The organism is Mycetocola sp. Y791 (assembly GCF_059445325.1).
Window position 1 is genome coordinate 267,676 of record NZ_JCAIUC010000003.1, and the last position, 20,506, is coordinate 288,181.

22 protein-coding genes are annotated in these 20,506 nt (G+C 64.7%); 11 read left to right on the forward strand and 11 right to left on the reverse strand.

Annotation, left to right across the window (positions count from 1 at the left end):
- Positions 1-3 precede the first annotated feature (3 nt).
- From AC1C2N_RS10320 to AC1C2N_RS10335, 4 genes are all read right to left on the reverse strand, one after another.
- Complete coding sequence (locus AC1C2N_RS10320; protein WP_495433919.1) at positions 4-474, reverse strand: DUF5979 domain-containing protein; 471 nt, start codon at positions 472-474, stop codon at positions 4-6.
- 11 nt (positions 475-485) lie between these two features.
- Positions 486-1,385, reverse strand: coding sequence for a thioester domain-containing protein (locus tag AC1C2N_RS10325; protein WP_495433920.1), 900 nt, complete (start codon positions 1,383-1,385; stop codon positions 486-488).
- Positions 1,386-1,556: 171 nt separating this feature from the next.
- Positions 1,557-1,706 (reverse strand): hypothetical protein, encoded by a 150-nt coding sequence (locus AC1C2N_RS10330; RefSeq protein WP_483404041.1) that lies wholly within the window; start codon positions 1,704-1,706, stop codon positions 1,557-1,559.
- Positions 1,707-1,879: 173 nt separating this feature from the next.
- Positions 1,880-2,329, reverse strand: a complete 450-nt coding sequence (locus tag AC1C2N_RS10335; RefSeq protein ID WP_495433921.1) for an Hsp20/alpha crystallin family protein — start codon at positions 2,327-2,329, stop codon at positions 1,880-1,882.
- A gap of 699 nt (positions 2,330-3,028) precedes the next feature.
- On the opposite strand from AC1C2N_RS10335, the gene AC1C2N_RS10340 reads away from it, so the two are divergent.
- Both AC1C2N_RS10340 and AC1C2N_RS10345 read left to right on the forward strand, forming a co-directional pair.
- Positions 3,029-4,591 (forward strand): GAF domain-containing sensor histidine kinase, encoded by a 1,563-nt coding sequence (locus AC1C2N_RS10340; RefSeq protein WP_495433922.1) that lies wholly within the window; start codon positions 3,029-3,031, stop codon positions 4,589-4,591.
- An 11-nt stretch (positions 4,592-4,602) separates the two neighbouring features.
- Positions 4,603-5,241 (forward strand): response regulator, encoded by a 639-nt coding sequence (locus AC1C2N_RS10345; protein WP_483404044.1) that lies wholly within the window; start codon positions 4,603-4,605, stop codon positions 5,239-5,241.
- Between the two features lie 117 nt (positions 5,242-5,358).
- Here the strand turns inward: AC1C2N_RS10345 and AC1C2N_RS10350 are convergent, their stop codons facing one another.
- Positions 5,359-5,838: a Fur family transcriptional regulator gene (locus AC1C2N_RS10350; RefSeq protein ID WP_495433923.1), complete on the reverse strand. Its 480-nt coding sequence runs from the start codon at positions 5,836-5,838 to the stop codon at positions 5,359-5,361.
- Between the two features lie 63 nt (positions 5,839-5,901).
- Positions 5,902-6,252, reverse strand: a complete 351-nt coding sequence (locus tag AC1C2N_RS10355; protein WP_495433924.1) for a MerR family transcriptional regulator — start codon at positions 6,250-6,252, stop codon at positions 5,902-5,904.
- A 56-nt stretch (positions 6,253-6,308) separates the two neighbouring features.
- Here AC1C2N_RS10355 and AC1C2N_RS10360 point away from each other — a divergent pair, with 56 nt between their 5' ends.
- Positions 6,309-7,037, forward strand: a complete 729-nt coding sequence (locus AC1C2N_RS10360; protein ID WP_495433925.1) for an SDR family oxidoreductase — start codon at positions 6,309-6,311, stop codon at positions 7,035-7,037.
- Between the two features lie 69 nt (positions 7,038-7,106).
- On the opposite strand, the gene AC1C2N_RS10365 is transcribed toward AC1C2N_RS10360, so the two are convergent.
- From AC1C2N_RS10365 to AC1C2N_RS10375, 3 genes are read right to left on the reverse strand one after another with little or no spacing between them, the layout of a single operon-like run.
- Entirely contained in the window at positions 7,107-7,949 is an 843-nt protein-coding gene (locus AC1C2N_RS10365) for an ABC transporter ATP-binding protein (protein ID WP_495433926.1), read from the reverse strand.
- Entirely contained in the window at positions 7,946-8,947 is a 1,002-nt protein-coding gene (locus tag AC1C2N_RS10370) for an ABC transporter substrate-binding protein (RefSeq protein ID WP_495433927.1), read from the reverse strand. The genes AC1C2N_RS10365 and AC1C2N_RS10370 overlap by 4 nt, the downstream gene beginning before the upstream one ends.
- Before the next feature lie 16 nt (positions 8,948-8,963).
- On the reverse strand, positions 8,964-10,058 hold the full coding sequence (locus tag AC1C2N_RS10375; RefSeq protein ID WP_495433928.1) for a FecCD family ABC transporter permease: 1,095 nt from the start codon (positions 10,056-10,058) through the stop codon (positions 8,964-8,966).
- A gap of 401 nt (positions 10,059-10,459) precedes the next feature.
- Here AC1C2N_RS10375 and AC1C2N_RS10380 point away from each other — a divergent pair, with 401 nt between their 5' ends.
- The 4 genes from AC1C2N_RS10380 (at position 10,460) to AC1C2N_RS10395 (ending at position 15,049) form a co-directional block, all read left to right on the forward strand.
- Positions 10,460-11,326, forward strand: coding sequence for a glycosyltransferase (locus AC1C2N_RS10380; protein WP_483404055.1), 867 nt, complete (start codon positions 10,460-10,462; stop codon positions 11,324-11,326).
- 23 nt (positions 11,327-11,349) lie between these two features.
- The gene (locus tag AC1C2N_RS10385) at positions 11,350-13,011 is read left to right on the forward strand and encodes a GMC oxidoreductase (RefSeq protein ID WP_495433929.1); all 1,662 of its coding nucleotides are present in this window, start codon (positions 11,350-11,352) and stop codon (positions 13,009-13,011) included.
- Between the two features lie 290 nt (positions 13,012-13,301).
- A complete protein-coding gene (locus tag AC1C2N_RS10390; protein WP_483404057.1) occupies positions 13,302-13,835 on the forward strand; it encodes an HdeD family acid-resistance protein in 534 nt (177 codons plus the stop codon).
- Between the two features lie 65 nt (positions 13,836-13,900).
- Positions 13,901-15,049 (forward strand): epoxide hydrolase family protein, encoded by a 1,149-nt coding sequence (locus AC1C2N_RS10395; RefSeq protein WP_483404058.1) that lies wholly within the window; start codon positions 13,901-13,903, stop codon positions 15,047-15,049.
- Positions 15,050-15,131: 82 nt separating this feature from the next.
- Here the strand turns inward: AC1C2N_RS10395 and AC1C2N_RS10400 are convergent, their stop codons facing one another.
- Positions 15,132-15,899, reverse strand: a complete 768-nt coding sequence (locus tag AC1C2N_RS10400; RefSeq protein WP_483404059.1) for an SDR family oxidoreductase — start codon at positions 15,897-15,899, stop codon at positions 15,132-15,134.
- A gap of 162 nt (positions 15,900-16,061) precedes the next feature.
- On the opposite strand from AC1C2N_RS10400, the gene AC1C2N_RS10405 reads away from it, so the two are divergent.
- The 4 genes from AC1C2N_RS10405 (at position 16,062) to AC1C2N_RS10420 (ending at position 18,812) form a co-directional block, all read left to right on the forward strand.
- Positions 16,062-16,532 carry an NfeD family protein gene (locus tag AC1C2N_RS10405; RefSeq protein ID WP_483404060.1) on the forward strand — a complete coding sequence of 157 codons (471 nt, stop codon included), beginning with the start codon at positions 16,062-16,064 and terminating at the stop codon, positions 16,530-16,532.
- Entirely contained in the window at positions 16,529-17,560 is a 1,032-nt protein-coding gene (locus tag AC1C2N_RS10410) for an SPFH domain-containing protein (protein WP_483404061.1), read from the forward strand. Before AC1C2N_RS10405 ends, AC1C2N_RS10410 begins: the two co-directional genes overlap by 4 nt.
- A gap of 4 nt (positions 17,561-17,564) precedes the next feature.
- Positions 17,565-18,362, forward strand: coding sequence for a glycerophosphodiester phosphodiesterase family protein (locus tag AC1C2N_RS10415; protein ID WP_483404062.1), 798 nt, complete (start codon positions 17,565-17,567; stop codon positions 18,360-18,362).
- 81 nt (positions 18,363-18,443) lie between these two features.
- Entirely contained in the window at positions 18,444-18,812 is a 369-nt protein-coding gene (locus AC1C2N_RS10420; protein ID WP_108390926.1) for an RNA polymerase-binding protein RbpA, read from the forward strand.
- Positions 18,813-18,913: 101 nt separating this feature from the next.
- On the opposite strand, the gene lnt is transcribed toward AC1C2N_RS10420, so the two are convergent.
- A complete protein-coding gene (gene lnt, locus AC1C2N_RS10425) occupies positions 18,914-20,491 on the reverse strand; it encodes an apolipoprotein N-acyltransferase (protein ID WP_483404063.1) in 1,578 nt (525 codons plus the stop codon).
- Positions 20,492-20,506 lie beyond the last annotated feature (15 nt).

A 20,506-nucleotide genomic window follows, 5' to 3' on the forward strand; every position in this document is an offset into this window, starting at 1 on the left:
GGCTCAAGTCACTCGCGGGCTGCCCGCGTCCGGCGCCGCCTCCGCGATCGCGCCCGGCGCGATTGTCACCGTGACGTCTGCGGCCGGTTCGACCTCGATCGCGCTCGACTGGCCTGAGGTGCTCTCGGTCACTGTGCACTCCGTTCCGGCCGGCAGTTCAGCGTAGGCGCGGACATACTCTCCAGCGGGCTGGTTCGCTGGGATCACGAAGGAGTCGCTCAGAACCTCCCCGCAGTCGATCAGCAGGACGATCTCGCCCTGGTGGCCCGCCGCCGCTCCCGTGATCACCTTGGTCACCTCGAGCCCTCCCGGCTGAAACTCGACGGTGTTGGTGACGACCGCTGATGCGCCTGTCTCCGGCACCTGCACCTCGACCGGGGCGTCAGACGTCACGACGGCCACGGTGTTGGTGCCGAGGATGGGTTCGGTTATGGAGCACGTACTCCCTGCGGGAATGTTCCCGAACTCGAACACCTCATCGCTCGTTATGCCAGCCGGAATGTCCGCGGTGAATACAGAGCCTGGACCACAGTCAATGAGCAACTGGCTCGCGCCCTGCGTTCGTAGAGAGGGTTATTGTCGTCGTACAAGTAGACCTGGCCGGCGGGAACCGTGACGGCCGCCCGGGCGGTGAGCACCGTCTCGCTCGCGGCTCCGGCCGAATTCGTCACCCAAATCGATGTCCCGGATGGCACGGTGCTTTGATTCGCCAGGGGGACTGTTGCGGCGGCGTCGCTGAACATCTCCGAGCCAGCGGGAACCGATACGGTGAGCGAGGCGTCGTCCTGAGCCTGGACAACGAATGGCCCAGCGGGGCTACCGATCGGAGCCGCTGCGCTCGGAGGAGTCACTGTGACGTCCGGTGCTGGGGGCTCAACGGTAGGGCCGTTCGTTTGAGCGGCAGCGACGATTGCTGCTGTTGCCGCCCGAACGACGGCCGCGGTCGAACTCACGACGAATGCGTCGGTGAAATACCAGATCGCGGCCTGGACGGCCGCCGCTCGCTGGTTGTTGGTGAGGCCTTCCGGCAGGCTCGTCGTGGGGTAATAGGTGTTGAGAATGTAGGTGACGTAACCGAGGTTGGGAACGTTTGTCTCTTCCCACGTCCCGCTCTCGTATCCGAGGTTGGGCGCGGTGGGGACCCCGAGGTCGATGCAATACATTGCCCCGACGAGGCTGGGGTCCTCGACGCTTGCGGTGTTGATCATCCGCGCCAATGTATCGTTGCGCGGTTCATATCCTGCCGGGTCCGTTGCGGGGTATGGCGCCGTCGGGTCCTGCGTAGTCGTATTCGGCGGCTGAAATCCGTCAATCGTGAGTCCCGCGCCGATGCTGACCGTATAGATCTCTGTGTTCGGGCCGAACACAGCCTCGACAATGGGCATCGGGTCAGTCGGCTGCGCCTGGGCGGACGGGCTGGGACCGACGAACATGAGTCCCATGCACATTGCGAACGCAAGCGAACACAGCGCCAGTAGCCGAACGCGGGCCTGGGCGACGGACGGAGACGGGCTGAGCGCAACGCAGTCATGTGCGCGTCGTTGTGTGAGTGGTTCTCAAGCGGAAGAAGGTCGTCGTCGTTCTTCGGGTGCCTCGGCCGGCCGCTGGGCGTGAACCACTTCGATCACATCGAGCGGCTGCGTTTCGGGGAGTTCCTGATCGTCTGGACCGATGAGAGCCGGACGGTGGATGACTGAATCGTTCATGCTGCTCCTTTGACGGGCCCCGGAATCCGGGGACGTCGGGTGATCCTCTCGTCAGCCATCCGTGCGCCGTAGAGTCGAACGTCATTGGTCGGTTGATACGAAAGCAACAGCGCCGCCCCGTGTGAGCGGGACAGCGCTGTCGTTACGGACCGTTCGTTCCTGCGCTGGGTCGATCAGTCGTCTTTTTTCTCTCCGGAACCTTTGCTTCCGGAACCGATCGGAACCTGCCGGGGCGAGGCGCCCTTGGACAGCGGGACGTTCACCGTGAGGACCCCCTTCTTGAACTCGGCCGAGATGTCCTGCTCCTCCGCCTGCTCGGGAAGCACGATCCTGCGGTAGAAGCTGCTGCTGCTCTCCCGGAGGACGTACTTCTTTTTCTTGTCCTCGTCCTTCTCATGGCGCTCCGCCTGAATTACAAGGGCGCCCCTGTCAACATTCACCGTGATGTTGTCTTCGTCAAAATTGGGCAGGTGTGCTTCGACAACGAGCGCGTCGTCGCCGCGCGTGTACACATCTGTCGTTGGCAGTTTTCCGCGGTAGGCACGCAGGATGCCATCCTCGAAGTCGCGGGTCAGCGCCTCCAGACCGGCAAACGGGTCAAATCGTTCGAGACTGTTTTTCATGATGTCGCCTTTCAGGACCACCGCGGGCGATCCGGTTGTGTGCATTTGTTGACGTTCGCGAGCGAGAAAGCCGCCCGGGTCGCCAGTTGCGCGTCTGAAGTGCCGAACGCGGTGGCTCACGGTTCCGGCTGGTCGTGCGCACAGAAGAGGCTCCTCTGCCACACCACGTCCGGCTAGAGCCGTAGGTCATGCCGGACCGCGGGACGTGCACGATGTCGGGGGAGAGGGAGCAGGGGGAGGGCAGACGGGAGTCGACTGGTACCAGAGGCAGGCGCCAGCGGCAGGGGTCTATCGCCTCTGGTTCTTCAGAATTTCGGGACCTTGGACTCTATGGAGACGACCCGGGTCAGGGCATTCTGGTCAGCAAATAAAAGATGGCTCGCGGGGGAACGCGCGCAATCGAACTGCCGACGCAACAGCAGTCGTTCACGAGAGTGAACGAAGTGTGACTGTCGCGCTAACGGTGTCCGAATTACGCAGTGTCTTGTGGGGGACGTGCATGTAAAATGCAGGTGCTCCATGAGCAGGGGGAGGGGCACGATGATCGATGATGTTTTTCAACTGCCGGATGCCAGATTCTCTGATCTCGAGAGAACCGTGGCCCAGCTTGAGCGAACGGTGAGAGGTCTGCGGCGCCAAGCCGAACGGGACAGGGCTACGCAGGGGAGACTGCGCAGCCTGCTGGATGCAAGCGTTGCTGTGGCCGGAGATCTCGAACTGGACTCCGTGCTCAAACGGATCGCCGAGTCCGCGGCCACCCTGGTCAACGCCCGATACGGTGCGCTCGGTATGCTTCAACCCGACGGATGCATCGAACGCCTGATTCAGACCGGGACGCCGAGCGTCGAAGGCGGGACCATGCACATTCAGCCCGGGGCCCACGATCTGCTTCAGGCTGTGACGGAAACCCGTGGTCCCGTCCGCGTCGACAATCTCCGTGAGGATCCGCGATCAGCGGGCTTCGCGCCAGACGACCCGAGCATTCGCAGCTTCCTCGGTGTGCCTGTTCGGGTTCGGGGTGAAATCCTGGGCAACCTGTACCTCGCGGACCGTCGTGAAGGCGGATTCACAAAGCTCGACGAAGAGCTCGTGGCGGAGCTTGCTGAAATAGCCGGGGTCGCGATTGACAATGCACGGCGGTTTGAAGAGACCCACCGTAAACAACTGCTGGCAGCGGCTCTCTCCGAGGTAGCCTCGACGCTGTTAACCGCCTGTGCCGAAGACGTGCTCGCGGCGGTCGCATCGAAGGTTGCGATGCTTCTCCCGGCCACGCTGGTGTCCGTCGTGGTGCCGGGTCCCGGTGAGAACGAAATGAAAGTCGAAGCTGCGGAGGGGGTGCTGTCCGAGAAGGCCGTCGGGACCGTGTACCCGGCGCACGGGTCTCTCGCGGCTCAGGCAGTGGTTTCCGGCACTGTCATTAGTTCGGAGAGCGGACACGAAATTCGCTCAGCAGGCGGGTCCATCGGGTTTGGCCCGGTAACGGCCGTGCCTCTCGTCGTCTCGGGACGTGCGATCGGCGCGCTGTGCGTTGCCCGTGAGCCAGGCGGCCCTGGCCTTACGCGCGGAGAAAAAGACACGATCTCCGAGTTTGCCATTCAGGCGGGACTCGCCGTCGCATTGGCGTGGGCCAGACTGGACCAACAGCGGCTCGAAGTCATCGAGGACCACGCGCGAATAGCGCGGGACCTTCACGACAACGTCATTCAGCGCCTCTTCGCTGCCGGCCTCGGCCTTCAGGCTCTTGCTGCCGCAGATCCGACGCACGCTGCGACGATCGACACATACACCCTCGAGATCGACGCGGCAATTTCCGATATCAGGAGTGCCATTTTCACCCGGGTCTCGGCTCCGCCGTCCGATGCAACCCGTCTACGCCACCGCGTCCTGGATGTCATCATTCAGCTCACACCGGCGCTGGGCTCGCCACCCCGCGTCGCCTTTTCCGGTTGTCCCAACATGGTGATCCCTCGGCGCCTCGCGGACGACGTGGTCGCGGTGATCAGGGAGTCACTCACGAACGTCGCCAGACACGCACAAGCACACACAACGGCGATCGATGTGAAGCTGGGTGACTCAGGCGTGTCGATCACTGTCGACGACGATGGGATCGGCATCGACCCTCGGGTAGAGCGCGCGAGCGGAACGGAGAACCTCGCACGCCGCGCTGAGCGGTACGGTGGCACATTCACTCTCGAACCGCGCGTGCCGAGAGGCACTCGAGCATGCTGGAACGTCTCGTTCGGTGAGCAGGGCGACCAATGATCCGGGTGTTCGTGGTTGACGATCACGAGATCGTCCGGCTCGGTGTGACCAACCTGATCAACGGTGCGCGGGACATGACAGTCGTGGGTGAATCCGATTCGGTCCGCCGCACACTGCCACGGGTGGCAGCGACCCACCCGGATGTAGTGATCCTTGATGTCAACCTTCCCGACGGCAACGGGATCGACCTGTGCCGGAGCATCCGTTCGGAGCACGTCGACACGCGGTGCCTCATTCTCACCGCGTACGGCGAAGACAAGGCAACGAACGCCGCCGTCATGGCCGGGGCGTCCGGATACGTGCTGAAGAGCATCCACGGAAGCAGCCTGCTCGACTCGATCCGACAGGCGGCGCTCGGACGCGTTCTTCTTCCGCCGCAGGCGACGCCAGAGACACTCGTGGCTGGTACGGCTAATCGGGAGACCGGTGCTGTTGCGCCCCACCTCACCGAGCGCGAGCACCAGGTGCTTGGCCTCATCACCGGCGGGATGACCAATAAGCAGATCGGCGGCAAGCTCGGACTCACCGAGAAAACCGTGAAGAACTATGTCTCCGGTCTCCTGGCCAAGCTTGGTATGGAGCGGCGCACCCAGGCCGCGGTTTACGGAGCGGCGCACGCCGGTCCCACCGAGGATCGTCCGGTCGGTTGACGGTATCACCGGGACAGCCGGGCGTCCCTGGGCGGGACTACTGTGCCCGAGCGCCGACGTGCTCTCGAGTGCCACGACAGGAACTGCCGGACAACAGGGACCTTCGCTGTCCGCTGTTTAGACGACGGCTTGACAGGCGGCGCACAGACCGACAAAAGCGCTCTGTTCCGGTTCCAGCAGGAAGCCGGACGCATTGGCGATCGCTCTTGAGCTGTTCGTGAAAGCGTCAGCGGGCAGGACGGTGACTTCCCCGCAGGATCTGCAGACGCCGTGAAGATGCTCGTGACCTGACGGCGTCGTGACCAGATGATAGGCGACGGCACCTCCCGGTTGCTGCCGCTGCGCGATGATCGCCCGACGTGCGAGGACCTCGAACGTGCGGTAGACGGTGGCACGGTGGATGCCCCGCGTCTCGAGAATCATCGCCACCTCATCGGCGGTCAGGTGCTCATGGTGGCGGGCGAGGACATCGAGTACCGCGCGGCGCGGGCCCGTCAGCCGTTCTCCCGACTCCTGCAATCGGGCGATGGCGAGAGAGAGGGCTTGTTCGGAAGCATGATGCAGATCCCGGTGGAGTGACGGGCTGCTGGCGTCCATATGTCATGGTGCCACGGAGCACACGGGTTGTGAAGGGGCCGGAACCGCCGTCGAACGCTCTTTTCAAACGGCCAGTCGATGGCGGGCGTCCGTGATGAGGTCGTCGAGTCGATCCCTGGTGGCGAGGAGCTCGCGGGCGCGCCGGTCGATGTCTTCGCGCTGGTGGTGCAGGCGCTCGACCATGGCTGGCGTTGTGGTGCCGGAGTAGATGCACGGCAGGAGCTCCACGATGACTTTGCTGGTCAGGCCGGCTGCAATGAGTTCCTGGATCAGGATGACTCGGTCGACCGCGTCGTCGCTGTATTCGCGGTGCCCTCCGGATGTCCGTGATGACAGGAGGAGGCCCTGGGCTTCGTAGTAGCGCAGGGACCTGACGCTGACCCCGCTGCTCGCTGCGAGTTCTCCAATACGCATACCCAGCCTTTCCCCGACTTGAATCTGACACTGATGTCAGGTTTTATCCTGAGCCTATGAATATATCTGACGCAGTGGCACTGGTAACCGGAGCGAACAGGGGCCTGGGGCGCGAGTTCCTCACCCAACTCGTGGCCGGGGGAGCGAGGAAGGTTTATGCGACGACTCGGCGTCCGGAGGAACTCGATGTGCTGGAACAAATGGGGGCACCGGGGCAGGTCACAGCTCTCCTGGTCGACATCACTGATTCCGCAACCATCGAGGCGGCTGCCGCTCGAGCCACGGACGTCAACCTGCTGATCAACAACGCCGGTATTGCAACAGCGACCGATCTGCTCACGGGTGACCTCAGCCGGATCCGTTCCGAGATGGACACCCACTTTTGGGGAACATTGGCAATGAGTCGTGCCTTCGCCCCGATCCTCGGCGCGAACGGGGGAGGAGCCATCGTGAACGTCATGTCACTGCTGTCCTTCCGGGTGTACCCGGGCAACGGTGCGTACGCCGCGGCGAAAGCCGCCGAGTGGCAACTCACCAACAGCACCCGCCTTGAGCTCGCCGGACAGGGTACGCACGTACTCGGTGTGCATCTTTCCTCCACTGACACCGACATGATGAAGGAGTGGGATATCCCCAAGAACGACCCGCGGGTGGTGATTTCGGAAGTCCTCGACGCGCTGGCAGCAGGCGCCCACGAGTTCCTCGACCAGGGCACCAAGGCGGTCAAGCAGCAACTGAGCGCGTCACCCGAGGTGCTGTACGACGGCGTCGGGGCCTTCGCCTGACCGAAGGACATCGCCTTTCGGGTGCGCCAGGGGGCAGGGTGGACCGGCCAGTTCAGCTCTTGCATACCGTTAGCGGCGGCGGGACTCACTCGGCGCTGGATCGAGCGACGTCGCGGCCTCGGGCCAGTGCCGGTGTGTCGACGGATGTGCGGAGCTGAGTGATCGGAAGAGAAGCTGAGGACACCCGTCCTCCGCTGAAATCCGTTGCATCTGTATGCCGTAGATTGGCTCGAGTATCTCTGGTCGGAGCACCTCGTCCATAGTGCCCGCCGAGACGACGTTCCCTCGGTCGAGCAGAACCAGACTGTCGCAGTACCGCGCGGCGAGATTGAGGTCGTGCAGCACAATCACCGTGGTGACGCCGAGTGCGCGCACCAGCGCGAGAATCTCGTGCTGGAAATGGACGTCAAGGTGGTTCGTCGGTTCGTCCATCAGGAGATGGGTCGCCTGCTGGGCAAGTGCGCGCGCGATCAGGACGCGCTGCTTCTCGCCACCGGAGAGGTCACCAAAATCGCGGTCGACGAGGTGTTCGGCACCCACCTGGCCCAGTGCGCCCGAAGCGATTTCGACGTCGCGCTCTGACTGCCGTTGCCACGTTCCGAGGTGTGGGCTGCGGCCGAGCATCACCGTATCGGCGACAGAGAGGGGCAGCTCGCCCGCCGGTTCCTGGACGACGACAGCGATGGCGCGCGCGAGATCCCGCGGACGGATGCCGGCAATCGACGTGCCGTCGACCTGGATCGTGCCCTCGTCGGGAGTGAGTGCGCGATACAGCGTTCGCAGGAGGGTGGTCTTGCCACTGCCGTTAGGGCCGATGAGACCGACGACCTCACCGGAGCGCGCCATCAGCGACGCGTTCACGAGTACCGCGGCTGCGGAATAGGAGTGGGTCACCCCGTGTGCTGAGATCATGATCCGGTGCCGAATCTCTCGACGATGCGTTCAAGGCCAGTGACCGAGAGCGGGGAGGGCGGTTCGGTGAAATTGAACAGCTGGACAAGCACCTCGCCGTCGGTGAGGGCTGTGAGCGCGTCACTGCCCGGCAGGCTCCTGACTTCGCCCTCTACCCCGGCCGAATCACCCTGGTAGAGCAGGATCAGCACGTCGGGATCGCGCGCGATGAGTTCCTCGACACTCACTTCAAAGACACGCTCGGACGTGTCATCGAAGACGTTTGTGAAACCCGCTGCTTCCAGCTGGGGTTGTGACATCGATGCTCGGCCATAGGCGTAGAGCGGACCGCCGCCAGCCGACGGATACAGAACAGCCGCTGTCCGATCGGGCGCGGGCGCTGTCGATTCCTCGACAGTGGCGACCCGGGCGGTGAGGTCCGCGACGAGCTGCTCGGCTTCGTCGTTCCGGTCGAAGATCCTGCCATAGGTCAGGACCTGGGCGTAAAGGGACTCGAATGAGGTGTCCTCGACGCCCGTCGGGCAGTAGACCGGCTGGATGAGGGTGTTTGACCCGCCGTCCAGCAGACCGGCACGCGTGAGGCCGTCGGGGAGACCGAGGACGAGGTCGGGCTCCTGGGCGAGGACGACTTCTGCAGAGATCATCAGGTGACCCGATGCGTCGATCTCGTCGGAAAGCGTGTCGATGGTGCCGATGCGTCCGGCGAGAGCGTCGTCGTAGTAGCCGTTGGGAAAAGGCCCAGCGCGGGAGACGACCCGGTCGAGCACGCCGAGCGCGTCGAGGATCGTTGCCGGGGCGCTTTCGAGCAGGACGATGCGTTCAGGGGCTTCTTCGAATGTGACCTCCTCGCCGCAGTTCTCGATCGTGAGCGGATAGGTCGTGTCGCCGTCGGCACCACTCGCGGAACCCGCCGGTGCGTTCGCCGGTGCAGCGCATCCCGTCAGGGCGATGGCGAGCGCGCTGATCGTTACGGTAAGGAATCGGGTGGTTCTGGCCATGAGAGTCCTTCGGGGGTTACGGGCGACTGGCGTACATGCGGCGTACGAGAATGAGCAGGAAAGGGGCACCGACAACCGCGGTAAGGATGCCGATGGGGAGTTCCCGAGGCTGCATGACTGTGCGGGCAAGCGCATCAGCCCAGATCAGGAACAGTGAGCCGAGAAGCGCCGTCACCGGCAGCATCCTGCTGTGTACCGAACCAACGAGGCGCCGAGCGAGATGGGGGATGACGAGGCCGACAAATCCGATCGCGCCGGCGGCCGCGACCACGGCTCCCGTGCACAGGGCGACAATGACGAGCATGCCAACGCGAGTGCGTGCCGGGGAGATGCCGAGAGTGACGGCGGTCTCATCGCCGGCCGCGATGGCGTCGAGTCGGCGCCCGTTGATCAGAAACGCTGCGAGGGCGACGAGCACGACCGCCATGACGGTCACGAGAACGATGTCCCACCGCGCGAGACCCAGCGAGCCGAGGAGCCAGAACATGACCGACCGGGACCCCTCCGCAGAGTCGGAAGCGAAGATGAGGAAACTGGTTGCTGCCGAGAGGGCGTAGCCGACAGCAACGCCGGAAAGCAACAGTCGCAGCGACGTGACACGCCCACCGGTGTGCGACACGAAGAACACGACGAGTGATGCGGCGAGCGCGCCGAGGAATGCGCTGAGCGGGAGGGCATACTGGCCTGCGCCGGCACCAAAGCCGAAGAGAATCGCGCCGGCCGCGCCCGTCGACGCTCCGCCGGAAATCCCGAGGATGTAAGGGTCAGCGAGCACATTGCGCACCATTGCCTGCAGGGCGGCGCCACAAAGCGCGAGCCCGGCACCGACGGCGATGCCGAGCAGAACCCGCGGTATTCGGACGTTCCAGATGATCGTTTCATCGGCACGTGCCAGCGTCGTGTCCGGGGAGAAACCAAGGTGGTGGGCGATGACCTGCACGATCGTCGCTGGGGCGATGGTGACCGGCCCAATACCGATGGTCAGGACCGCCGAAACCAGAAGGCCAACGGCCAGGGCGAGCGTCCACAGCGCAGTGCGGCGACGGTTGGCGCGAATCGAGCCTGTGAGGCTTGCCGCCCGGCCTGTCGGCAGTTCGTCGATGGAGGTCATGGCCCCGCCTCTCTACGTGCGACATCGTCGCAGGTGAATGCGGGCGGTGAAAGGGACCTTCGGCCCCGCGGCAGGCGTTCAATTGCCCGATCAGGCCGGGAGGGTGCTGCCCCCCCCCCCGAGTTGGGGCGCGATTGGTATCGGAGAACGGCGCTACCGTGAGGACATCGAAACGCGAGCGTCACTCAGTTAAGTGCTTCTGCGGTGTTCGACGCCACTATGTACCATGACACGCAGGGAGCAGCGATGACGCTACCCGAGCACGGACGCCCCGGTGGCTCCGTCGTACGCCCGCTCAGAGGCCGGGCGGCTCGCGCTGATGTCAACTCCTGACCCGGTCGGCCGCGGGCGCAGGTCGCCGGAACTGTCGGCCATCCCCTGCGATGGCGGGGGAGCGCACGATGATCGATGATCGCGCCGGGTCGGGGGTGATCGTTATCCCGGCCCATAACGAGGCCGCGGTCATCGATCGGACGCTTCGCGGGCTGGCCGCCCTGTGTGAGCGAGCCGACGTCGAAGTCATCGTCGTGTGCAACGGATGCACTGACGAAACGGCATCCATCGCTCGTGCCGTTCCGGGGGTCACCGTCGTCGAGATCCCGGAGGCATCGAAGACCGCCGCCTTGAACGCGGGCGATGCGCACGCCACCCGGTGGCCGAGGCTTTACCTTGACGCAGACATCGAGGTGGCACCGGATGCCGTCATCGCCGTCTTCGAGGAACTTCAGGCGCCGGGAAGCGTCGCCGCTCGCCCTCCCTTTGTTTACGACACCTCGGGTGCCTCGTCACCCGTCAAGGCCTACTATCGGGCCAGAAGCCGGATCCGGGTTCCCGAGAACCGATTGTGGGGCGCCGGGGGATACGCGCTGAGCAGAGCAGGCCACAGCCGGTTCGCCGCCTTTCCCGACGTGACGGCTGATGATTCCTGGATCGATGCTCAGTTCGCAGAGGGTGAGAAGCGCGTTGTCGGCACGCTGCCCATGCGTGTGAGGACTCCGCGTAACCTCGACGGCCTGCTGGCCGTGCTCACACGCCAGCGCAGGGGACAGGTGGAGCTCGGTGTGCCATCGGCGACGTCACGCCGTTCCCTTTCGCTTTTCGCCTCCATTCGCGGGCCGCGCAGCGCAGCGGATGCCGCGTGGTATGTCGGGCTGACGGCCATCGCCCGCCATCGGTCGCGCGCGGCACTCCGGTCCCGGGTCCGGTTCTGGGAGCGAGATTCGTCCACCCGGCCGGACGCGGCGCTCGACAGGGGAGCAGCCAGGTGAGCACGGGGTACACGGTCCCCGCGGTGAGCGGCAACGTTGACTGCTGTGTCGTTGGAGCGGGGCCCGTCGGTCTCGCTTTCGCGCTCGAGGCGGCGAATGCCGGCCTTTCGGTGCTCCTCGTCGACGCCGGTACGGCCACATCAGGACGACGCAAAAATCCCCGAAGCGTCGACGGACCCGACCTCATCGTCGATCCGCGGAGGCATGTGCCGATCCAGCAAGCGACCCGCCGCGGCATCGGGGGAACGTCATGGTTGTGGGGCGGCCGCTGCGTGGGGTTCGATCCTCTTGATTTCGAGCACCGCGGGTTTGTTCCTGCCTCCGGGTGGCCGGTCAGTATCGACGACGTCACGCCATGGGCGGCTGCCGCTGCCGATTATCTCGACTGTGGTTCGGCAGGGTTCCGTTCGGAGGTCACCGGCTGGCCGGACCTCGGCGCGGTTGAGGTGTCCCAGGTCGAACGGTGGTCGCGGCAGCCCAGGCTCGCTGGCCGTCTCGGGCGTCGTGTTATCGAGCATCCCGGCATCACCCTGATGCTCGACTCTCCGGTTATCGATATGGATGTCACTCCTGGCGGAAGCGTCCGCTCGCTCGTCGTGCAGCACAAGGGCAAGCGAACGCACGTCGAGGCGGCGCGGTTTGTGCTCGCCCTGGGGGGATTGGAGACCACCCGGCTGCTCCTGAGGGTCCAGCGCGCGCGCCCCGCGATGTTCGGCGGTGTCGATGGGCCGCTCGGACGTTACTACATGGGCCACGTGACCGGGAGCGTCGCGGATATCGTCTTCGTCGATCCGGACCGGGCAAGGGAGATGGACTTCCGGAGGGACGGCGACGGCACGTACCGCAGGAGGCGCTTCACCCTGTCGGAGGAGGCCCAGCGGGGCCATAAGCTCCTCAATACAAGCTTCTACATCGACAACCCGCCGTTCTACGCGGCTGAGCACCGCAACGCAACGCTCTCGCTCGTTTACCTCGGGCTGATGATTCCGCCCATCGGGCGCGCCCTCCTTGCCGAGGGGATTCGGCTCCGGCACATCGGGCCTCGGCCGCACCGGATCGCTGCCCACATAGCGAACGTGCTTCGGCGTCCGTGGCGGGCCGCAGCGGATGTCGTCGATGTGCTCAGGCGGCGGTATCTCTCGCCGGTCCGGAAGCCCGGATTCATCCTCGGGAACGACACCGGCCGGTACGCCATTCACTACCACGGTGAGCAGGTGCCGAATGGGGAGAGCCGTCTGACGCTCGTCCCGGATGGCACGGGCTCTCGGCTCTCGATCGACTACCGTTATACCGACCAGGACATCGACTCGGTGATGCGCAGTCATCAACTTCTCGACGAGCGGTTGCGGGCGGCGGGTATCGGCCGCATCGAGTACCTGGCACCGACGGATGACCGGGTGCTGGCATCCGTCTGGGAGCAGGCGATCGATGGCTTCCACAGCATCGGGACGACCCGGATGAGTGTTGATCCGGCCGACGGGGTTGTCGATGCCGATTGCCTGGTTCATGGAACCGAGAATCTCTACATTGCCTCGAGCAGCGTTTTCCGTACGGCGGGGGAGGCGAACCCAACATTCCTGGCGACCTGCCTCGCCGTCCGACTGGTTCATCACATCGCCGAAAAAAAGAACGACGGGCCCGGCGGTGGCGCCGACGAGCTGCCGAGCTTTCCGACGGCGCACTAGGCCAGAGTCATGGCACCGCGCGAGCATTGCGCGCGTGTATTGCGCTCGGGCCGGGTAGGGGCTGGAGACCGCGCTGATTCACGGTAATTTCTCCTTGTTGACATAATGTGCATTATCGGAACGGCGAAATGCAGAATAGTTCCAGTGCCACTGGCGGAGGGTCGGGACCAGGGTGACAATCGTCACAGCAGATCGGCGGCGGCCGTCGCTGCGGCGTCAGGACGGCTCGTGAGGCGTTCTGGAGAACGGAGATGGCTGTGTCCTATTTTTTTCACACCGAGTCAGTCGGCATGGGATTGCCGCAGCTGAGAACTGCCCGGACGATCGTCATCGTCCTCGGCGTTGTCGCCATCGTCACTGGCATCGCGATCTTCGCCTGGCCTCGAGCGACGCTGTCGATCGTTGCGTGGCTTTTCGGGCTCTACTTCGTCGTCAGCGGCATTGCGCGGATCGTCAGGGCGATCGCAGCGAGTGGCCAGCCTGCCTCGTACCGGGTGTTCCTTGCGGTGCTTGGCATTCTTCTCCTGGTCGGTGGTGTGTTCGTCTTCGCCAATCCGCTGTTCGGTGTCGCCGTTGTGGCTGCGGTCATCGGCTTGACCTGGATCGTCGAGGGAATCGGTGTCCTGATGGATGTGCCCAGGGGCGGCGCAGCCTGGCTCGCCGTGCTCGTCGGTGTCGTGAGTATTCTCGGCGGTCTCGTGCTGTTGTTCGCCCCTGTCGCCGCGACCGTGTTCTGGCTGCGGGTGTCTGCCGCCCTGCTCGTGATCGTCGGTGTCATGCAGGTCGCCCAGGGCATCACTCTCGGTCGGGTGTCCCGAGTGTAGCTACTTGACATAATCACATGAGATTGGGGTCGAAACTGGCCGCGCGCGGTCACTATGGTGATGCGATGGATGACAGGACGATTCGCCCGTTTCGTGTCGAGGTTGCCCAGGCCCAGCTAGACGCCTTGAACCAACGCCTCGAACTCACGCGCTGGCCGGACGAACTGCCCGGCGTTGGCTGGTCGTACGGCGTGCCCGTCAGCTACCTGCGCGAACTCGCTGGGTACTGGCGGACCTCATTCGACTGGGGTGCATGGGAGGCGACGCTCAACGGCTTCCCGCAGTTCACAACGACCATCGACGGGCAGAACGTCCACTTCCTGCACGTCCGCTCCCCCGAGTCGGACGCGCTTCCGCTCATCCTCACCCACGGGTGGCCGGGTTCTATTGTGGAATTTCTTCACGTTCTTGGGCCGCTCTCCGATCCCCGAGCGCACGGCGGCGATCCGGCGGATGCTTTCCACGTCGTCGCCCCATCGATCCCCGGCTTCGGATTTTCGGGTCCAACGACCGAGACGGGCTGGAACATCGCGCGCGTGGCACGCGCCTGGGCGGAACTGATGGCTCGCCTCGGTTACGACCGCTACGGTGCCCAGGGCGGAGACAGCGGATCGGTGATCTCACCGCTCCTGGGGCATCTCGTACCGGAGCGCGTTGTCGGAGTCCACGTCAACGGGAGCCTGGGCTTCCCGACGGGCGACCCCGCAGAGCTGAGTGGTTTGCGCGACGCAGATCAGGCACGGCTTGCGGCGCTGCAGCACCAACTCGAGGACGGTGCTGGCTATGCGATCCTGCAGTCAACCCGGCCGCAGACCGTCAGTTTTGGCCTGACCGACTCCCCCGTCGGCCAGCTGGCCTGGATCGTCGAGAAATTCAAGGAATGGACGGATCCCGCCTTCGAACTCCCTGAAGAGGCGGTCGATCGTGATCAGCTGCTCGCGAACGTCAGCGTGTACTGGCACACCGGTACAGCGGCGTCATCGGCGCGGCTATACAAAGAAGGACAATCGGGTTGGGGCCAGCGCGCGCCGCGTTCGGAGGTGCCGTCCGGCGTGGCGGTCTTCCCCGGTGACTACGGGATCCGACGAATCGCGGAACGGGACAACAACGTCGTGCACTGGTCGGAGTTCGATCGTGGCGGGCACTTCGCCGCAATGGAGGCCCCGGATCTCCTGGTCGGCGACGTTCGGATATTCTTCAGCGGCCTCCGCTGACTGCGCCCGGCTGACAATCCGGCTGACAGCTCGTCACTGTCGCCGCGCTGCGGTGGGTTATCGAGCGCCGGGTGCGGGCAGGCTACCCGGCGGTGTTGAAGTCGCTGGTGTCTCCGACGTACCTGGTGTTGTCCCCCGGGATCGGCTGGACGGCGGCGAGGACGACTTCGGCGGCGAACTCCCCCACGTTGTAGAGCTTGCCGGCTGAGTCCTTGCGCGAACTGATCGCGCCGGGGTTCGCCCGCTCCAGAAGCGTCGCTGTGATCGTGCCCTCGATCATGTCGCCGGACACGACAACAAACTCAATGCCGCGTGCCGTGAGTTCCGGGAGCTTCTCGCGGAGAGCGTCCTCCCCCGCGCGCTTCGACAGTGCGACCGGGATGTACTCGGGCATCGTCGGTGTTGTCCGAATGAAATGCGCCTGGTGGCTCGTGACGAAGACCACGCGAGATCCCTCGGAAAGGAGAGGCAGCGCAGCCTCGAGGACGTTGAGCTGGGCGTCGCGGTTGAGCTGCATGGCGTAGTCCTCGGCCATCCCGCTCTCCATACCTCCGGAGGCATTCAGCACGAGAACGTCAAGGGAGCCGAGTTCCGTCCTGACGGTTTCCATCATCGCCGTGACGCTGGCGGGATCGGTCAGGTCGGCGCCGACGGTGATCGCGGTTCCGCCCGCTGCGCGGATCAAATCGGCGAGCTTTACCGCCCTCGCTTCTTTGTTGCGGTAGTTGATGACCACGCGCGCGCCGGCTTCAGCGAAGTAACGGACGGTGTCTGCACCGATGCCACGGGACGAGCCGGTGACGAGGATGTTCTTTCCGGCGAGCGAGCCCGGGGCGAGAGGGTTGGACACAGTTGACTCCTTAACACACAGCGCGATACGGCCGGACGGCAGCTGATCCCGGCACCCGACACTATCAAGAAGTTTCGGTGCGCCGCGGTGGCCGACTGATAGATTCGGTGTGAGACGCGGAGGGGCGCCCACCACGAGCCGCTTCGCCACCGGGAGGTACGCATGGACTGGATCGTCGAGAACATCTGGATTGTCTGGCTGGTCCTCATGCTTCTCTTTGTGACCATCGAGATGCTCAGCCTCGAATTCACCTTCCTGATGCTCGGCATCGGGTCGGCCATCGGTCTCGCGTCAGGTTTTCTCGGCGTGCCGTGGTGGGCCCAGTTCCTCATCGCCGCTGCGGCATCCGTCCTTCTGCTCCTGCTCGTTCGTCCTTCCCTGCTCCGTGCTCTCCGGAAGGGGGCGGATCCCGCGAAGAGCAACGTTGACGCACTCGTGGGTACGACGGGGCGCGTGGTTCAGCCCGTCAACGGGCACAGTGGCCAGGTCAAGCTGGCCAACGGCGAGCTCTGGACGGCGAACGTGCCTTCCGAGTCGGAGGCACTCACGCTGGAACCGGGAACGCAGGTACAGGTCCAGGCCATTCGCGGCGCAACCGCCGTGGTGGTCCCCACAGGGAGGAACGCATCATGAACAACGCGTCAGACGTCGTCGGCACGGTTATCGCCTGGGTTGTCGGCGTTGTCATTCTCATCTTCATCCTCGTCGTGCTGTTCCGTGCGATCCGGATCATTCCGCAGGCATCGGCCGGCGTGGTCGAACGTCTCGGCCGCTACCACAAGACACTGCAACCGGGGCTGAACCTCCTCGTGCCGTTCATCGACAGGGTCCGCCCGCTCATCGACATGCGTGAGCAAGTGGTGTCGTTCCCGCCGCAGCCGGTCATCACCGAAGACAACCTCGTCGTCTCCATCGACACCGTCGTCTACTTTCAGGTAACGGATGCCCGCGCAGCGACCTATGAGATCGCCAACTACCTCGGCGCGGTCGAGCAGCTCACCACCACCACCCTCCGAAACGTCGTCGGTGGGCTCAACCTCGAAGAGGCGCTGACCAGCCGCGACAACATCAACGGGCAGTTGCGCGTCGTTCTGGACGAGGCGACGGGCAAGTGGGGAATCCGCGTCGGCCGGGTCGAGCTCAAGGCCATCGATCCGCCCGTGTCCATCCAGGACTCGATGGAGAAGCAGATGCGTGCCGAGCGTGACCGGCGGGCACTCATCCTCACCGCCGAGGGAACCAAACAGTCGGCGATCCTCACGGCGGAGGGAGCGCGCCAGGCTGCGATCCTCAGCGCTGAAGGTGACGCGCGCGCCGCTGTGCTGCGCGCGCAGGGTGAGGCCGAGGCCATTACGACCGTCTTCGATGCCATCCACCGCGGCGACGCCGACCCGAAGTTGCTCGCGTACCAGTACCTCCAGACCCTCCCGAAGCTCGCGGAGGGCACGGCGAACAAGTTGTGGATCATCCCGTCCGAACTGACCGAAGCGGTCAAGGGGCTCGGAAAAGCGTTCGTCCCCGGCGCTGCGGATGACCAGCCGCAGAGTCCGCCGCCTCCAACCCCTGACGTGCCGTCGAGCGTCTTCCCGACGAGCGTTCCCCCGGTGTTCCCACCCGCGTCACCCTCCGCTCCCCCGGCGGCACCGCCTGGGGCAGAATAGCGCTGTGCCAACTGCCGGAATTGCCACGGGCTCGCGGTATCTGACCCCTCAGGGACCACGGGTGTTCGCGCACCGTGGCCTCGCCATCGGCGTACCGGAGAACACGCTCGCCGCGTTCCAGGCCGCGGTCGACGCTGGCACCGATTACATCGAGACCGACGTTCACGCCACAGCAGACGGCATCGCCGTCCTGGTCCACGACCCGGAGATTCGGGTTGGCGTCGTCTCGCACGTGGTGCGAGACGTGACCTTTGACCAGCTCTGCCTGCTCGATCTGGGTGACGGCCACCGGGCACCCACCCTGGCAGAGGCGCTTGCGGCCTTTCCGCACATCCGCTTCAACATCGACGTGAAAGACGAACGAGCCGCCCGGCCAGCGGCGCGGGCGATCCGCGCTGCCGGGGCGATGGATCGAGTACTCGTGACGTCATTTGACGAGTCCAGGCGGCTGCGGGCTCTCGAAATTCTGGATGGTGTCACCAGTTCGGCGTCATCCCGGCTGTTCGCGCGGGCACTTGTCGGTGCCAAGATGGGCATTCCCGCGTTCGTCAGGCGATCACTGACCGGTGTGGCCATCGTGCAGATCCCTGAGCGCTACAAAAACGTTCAACTCGTCACCCCACGGACGCTCCGCACGCTGCACCGCGCCGGTGTCGAGGTACACGTCTGGACGGTCAACGCACCGGCAGACATGCGACGCTTACTGGACCTCGGTGTCGACGGAATCATCACCGACCGCGCCGACATCGCGCTCACCGTGGTCAGGGAGTGGCAAAGCGCCTCTAGGCAATCTGGAGGTTAGCTGCGAATATCCGCTCAGCGGGAAGCTTCTGCCCAGTTTGGGGGTCTATAACTGGAGGAGCAAACGAGAGGGGACCACACAATGGCAGATCGCAGTTTGCGCGGAATGCGCCTCGGCGCCCAGAGCTTACAGAGCGAAGAGGGCGTCGTATTTTCGGAACGGACTCGATCCGTGTATCTGTGCCCTGAATGTAACCACGAGAGCGCACTGATGTTCGCTGCCGACGCGGAACCCCCGGAGACCTGGGAGTGCCGTCACTGCGGGCACGAGGCCGTACTCATGGTTGGTTCAGAGCCGATCACTATCGATAAATCAGATCAGAAGCAGGCACGAACCCACTGGGACATGCTGCTCGAACGCCGGTCACGTGAGGAGCTCGAGGAGCTTCTCGAAGACCGGCTCGCCTTCCTCAGGGAACGTCGCGGACTGAACAAGAAGGTCGGAGCCTAAGCTCCACACCGGATGAATGGGGCGCTCGCTGTGCGGGCGCCCTTTTTGCTGCCCCCGCGCGGCTCAGGGCAATTCGGCGCCGGATCACGCTGGCCGGTGCCTCACACCGGCTGTCGGTCGGCGGTGCGCCTCGGTATTCCGGTCGGGGTGACTGACGACCCACGCCGGCGTGGCCGGCAGAGCCCGGCGACGATGAGTGCACCGAGACCGAACAGCGAGATGGCAGCCTCGATTTGTGCACCGTAGAGCATGGCGGGGGTCTTCGCGTTCGACGTCGGAACCGTCTCGACCATGGCGCCGGGCTCATAGGCAGGGATCTCGGTCAGGGTTTTCCCGTCGGGGCCGATCATCTGGCTCGTCCCTACCGTGGAGATATTGACGACGCTTCGTGATGACTCGATGGCACGGAGCCGCGCGATCGCCAGTTGCTGCTGGTTCTCATCGGTCCGCCCGAAGTCCGCATTATTGGTTTGCGCGATGATGACCTGGGCTCCCCGGTCCACTGCTTCACGGGTCAGGGCGTCATCGACGATGTCGAAGCAAATCGAGATACCGGCGATCACACCGTTCACGTTGAAGATGTTATCTCGGGTGCCCGGTGTGTACTCCCGGGCAACGAGGCCGATCAGGTCCGGCGCAAACGGCTCCCAGAACTCACGGTCAGGCACGTACTCGCCGAAGGGTACCGGGTGACGCTTGTCGTAGTAGTCAAGAGCGCCGGTGCCGGCGACCCACAGCAGGGAGGTGTTGAAGTATTCGTCGCCACGCTCGGTGACCGTTCCGGTCAGGATCGGCGCTCCGACCTGTGACGCCAGGTAGTCCAGGACGCCGGCGGCCTGCGGGTCAGTGAGGGGGTTGAGGTCTGACCCGTTCTCCGGCCAGACAACCATGTCCACCTCGGTGCCGACGACATCGAGTGTCGCGGATGCCTGCGCAGCGAGGATATCTCCCGGCTCGCGGTCATCGAAGTATCCCGCTTTCGCGTTGCCCTGGACGGCGGCAATCGTCGCCTCCCCGCTCTGCACGAACGGTACAGCCGGTACGGCGAGTACTGCGGCGATGGCGGCAGCGGGGACGGCTATTCGTGTGAACGTGGTGAGGGCATCAGGCTCGCGGATGACCTGGATCGTGAGAACGATCAGCCAGACCATGAGAAAGCTCAGACCGCTCAGCCCGACCCAGGCGACGAGCGGTGCGAAGGGGCTCTCGGATTGGCTCAACGCCATCCTGCCCCATGCGAAACCGCCGTACGGCCAGGTGCTGACGAGCGCCTCGCGGGCGGTCCACAGGCCGGCCACGACGACAGGGAGAAGGACGAGCCTGCCGAACCTGTTGTTCCAGACCCGAGGGATCCAGCGGAACGCGAGTGTGATGAGGACCGCGCCGACGGCGAAGAAGATGGACTCGAGAACGGAGAGCGCGATCCAGGGCACCGGTCCGAGGTACAGGGAGACCCACGACACGTGCACGAGGTAGAACGAGACGCTGCCGATGAATCCAACGAGAAGCGCTCCGCCGACGCTCCGGCCGATCAGGCAGACGAGAAAGATTGCAGCCCCGACAAACGCGAGCGGCCAGATTCCCTTGTCGGGAAAACCGGCGTCGAGGACCGGGCCGGATGCCGCGGCCAACAGGATGGCGGCGGTGAGGGGCAGGAGCGGTCGGGTCGGGCGGGTCACTCTCCCAGCCTAGGT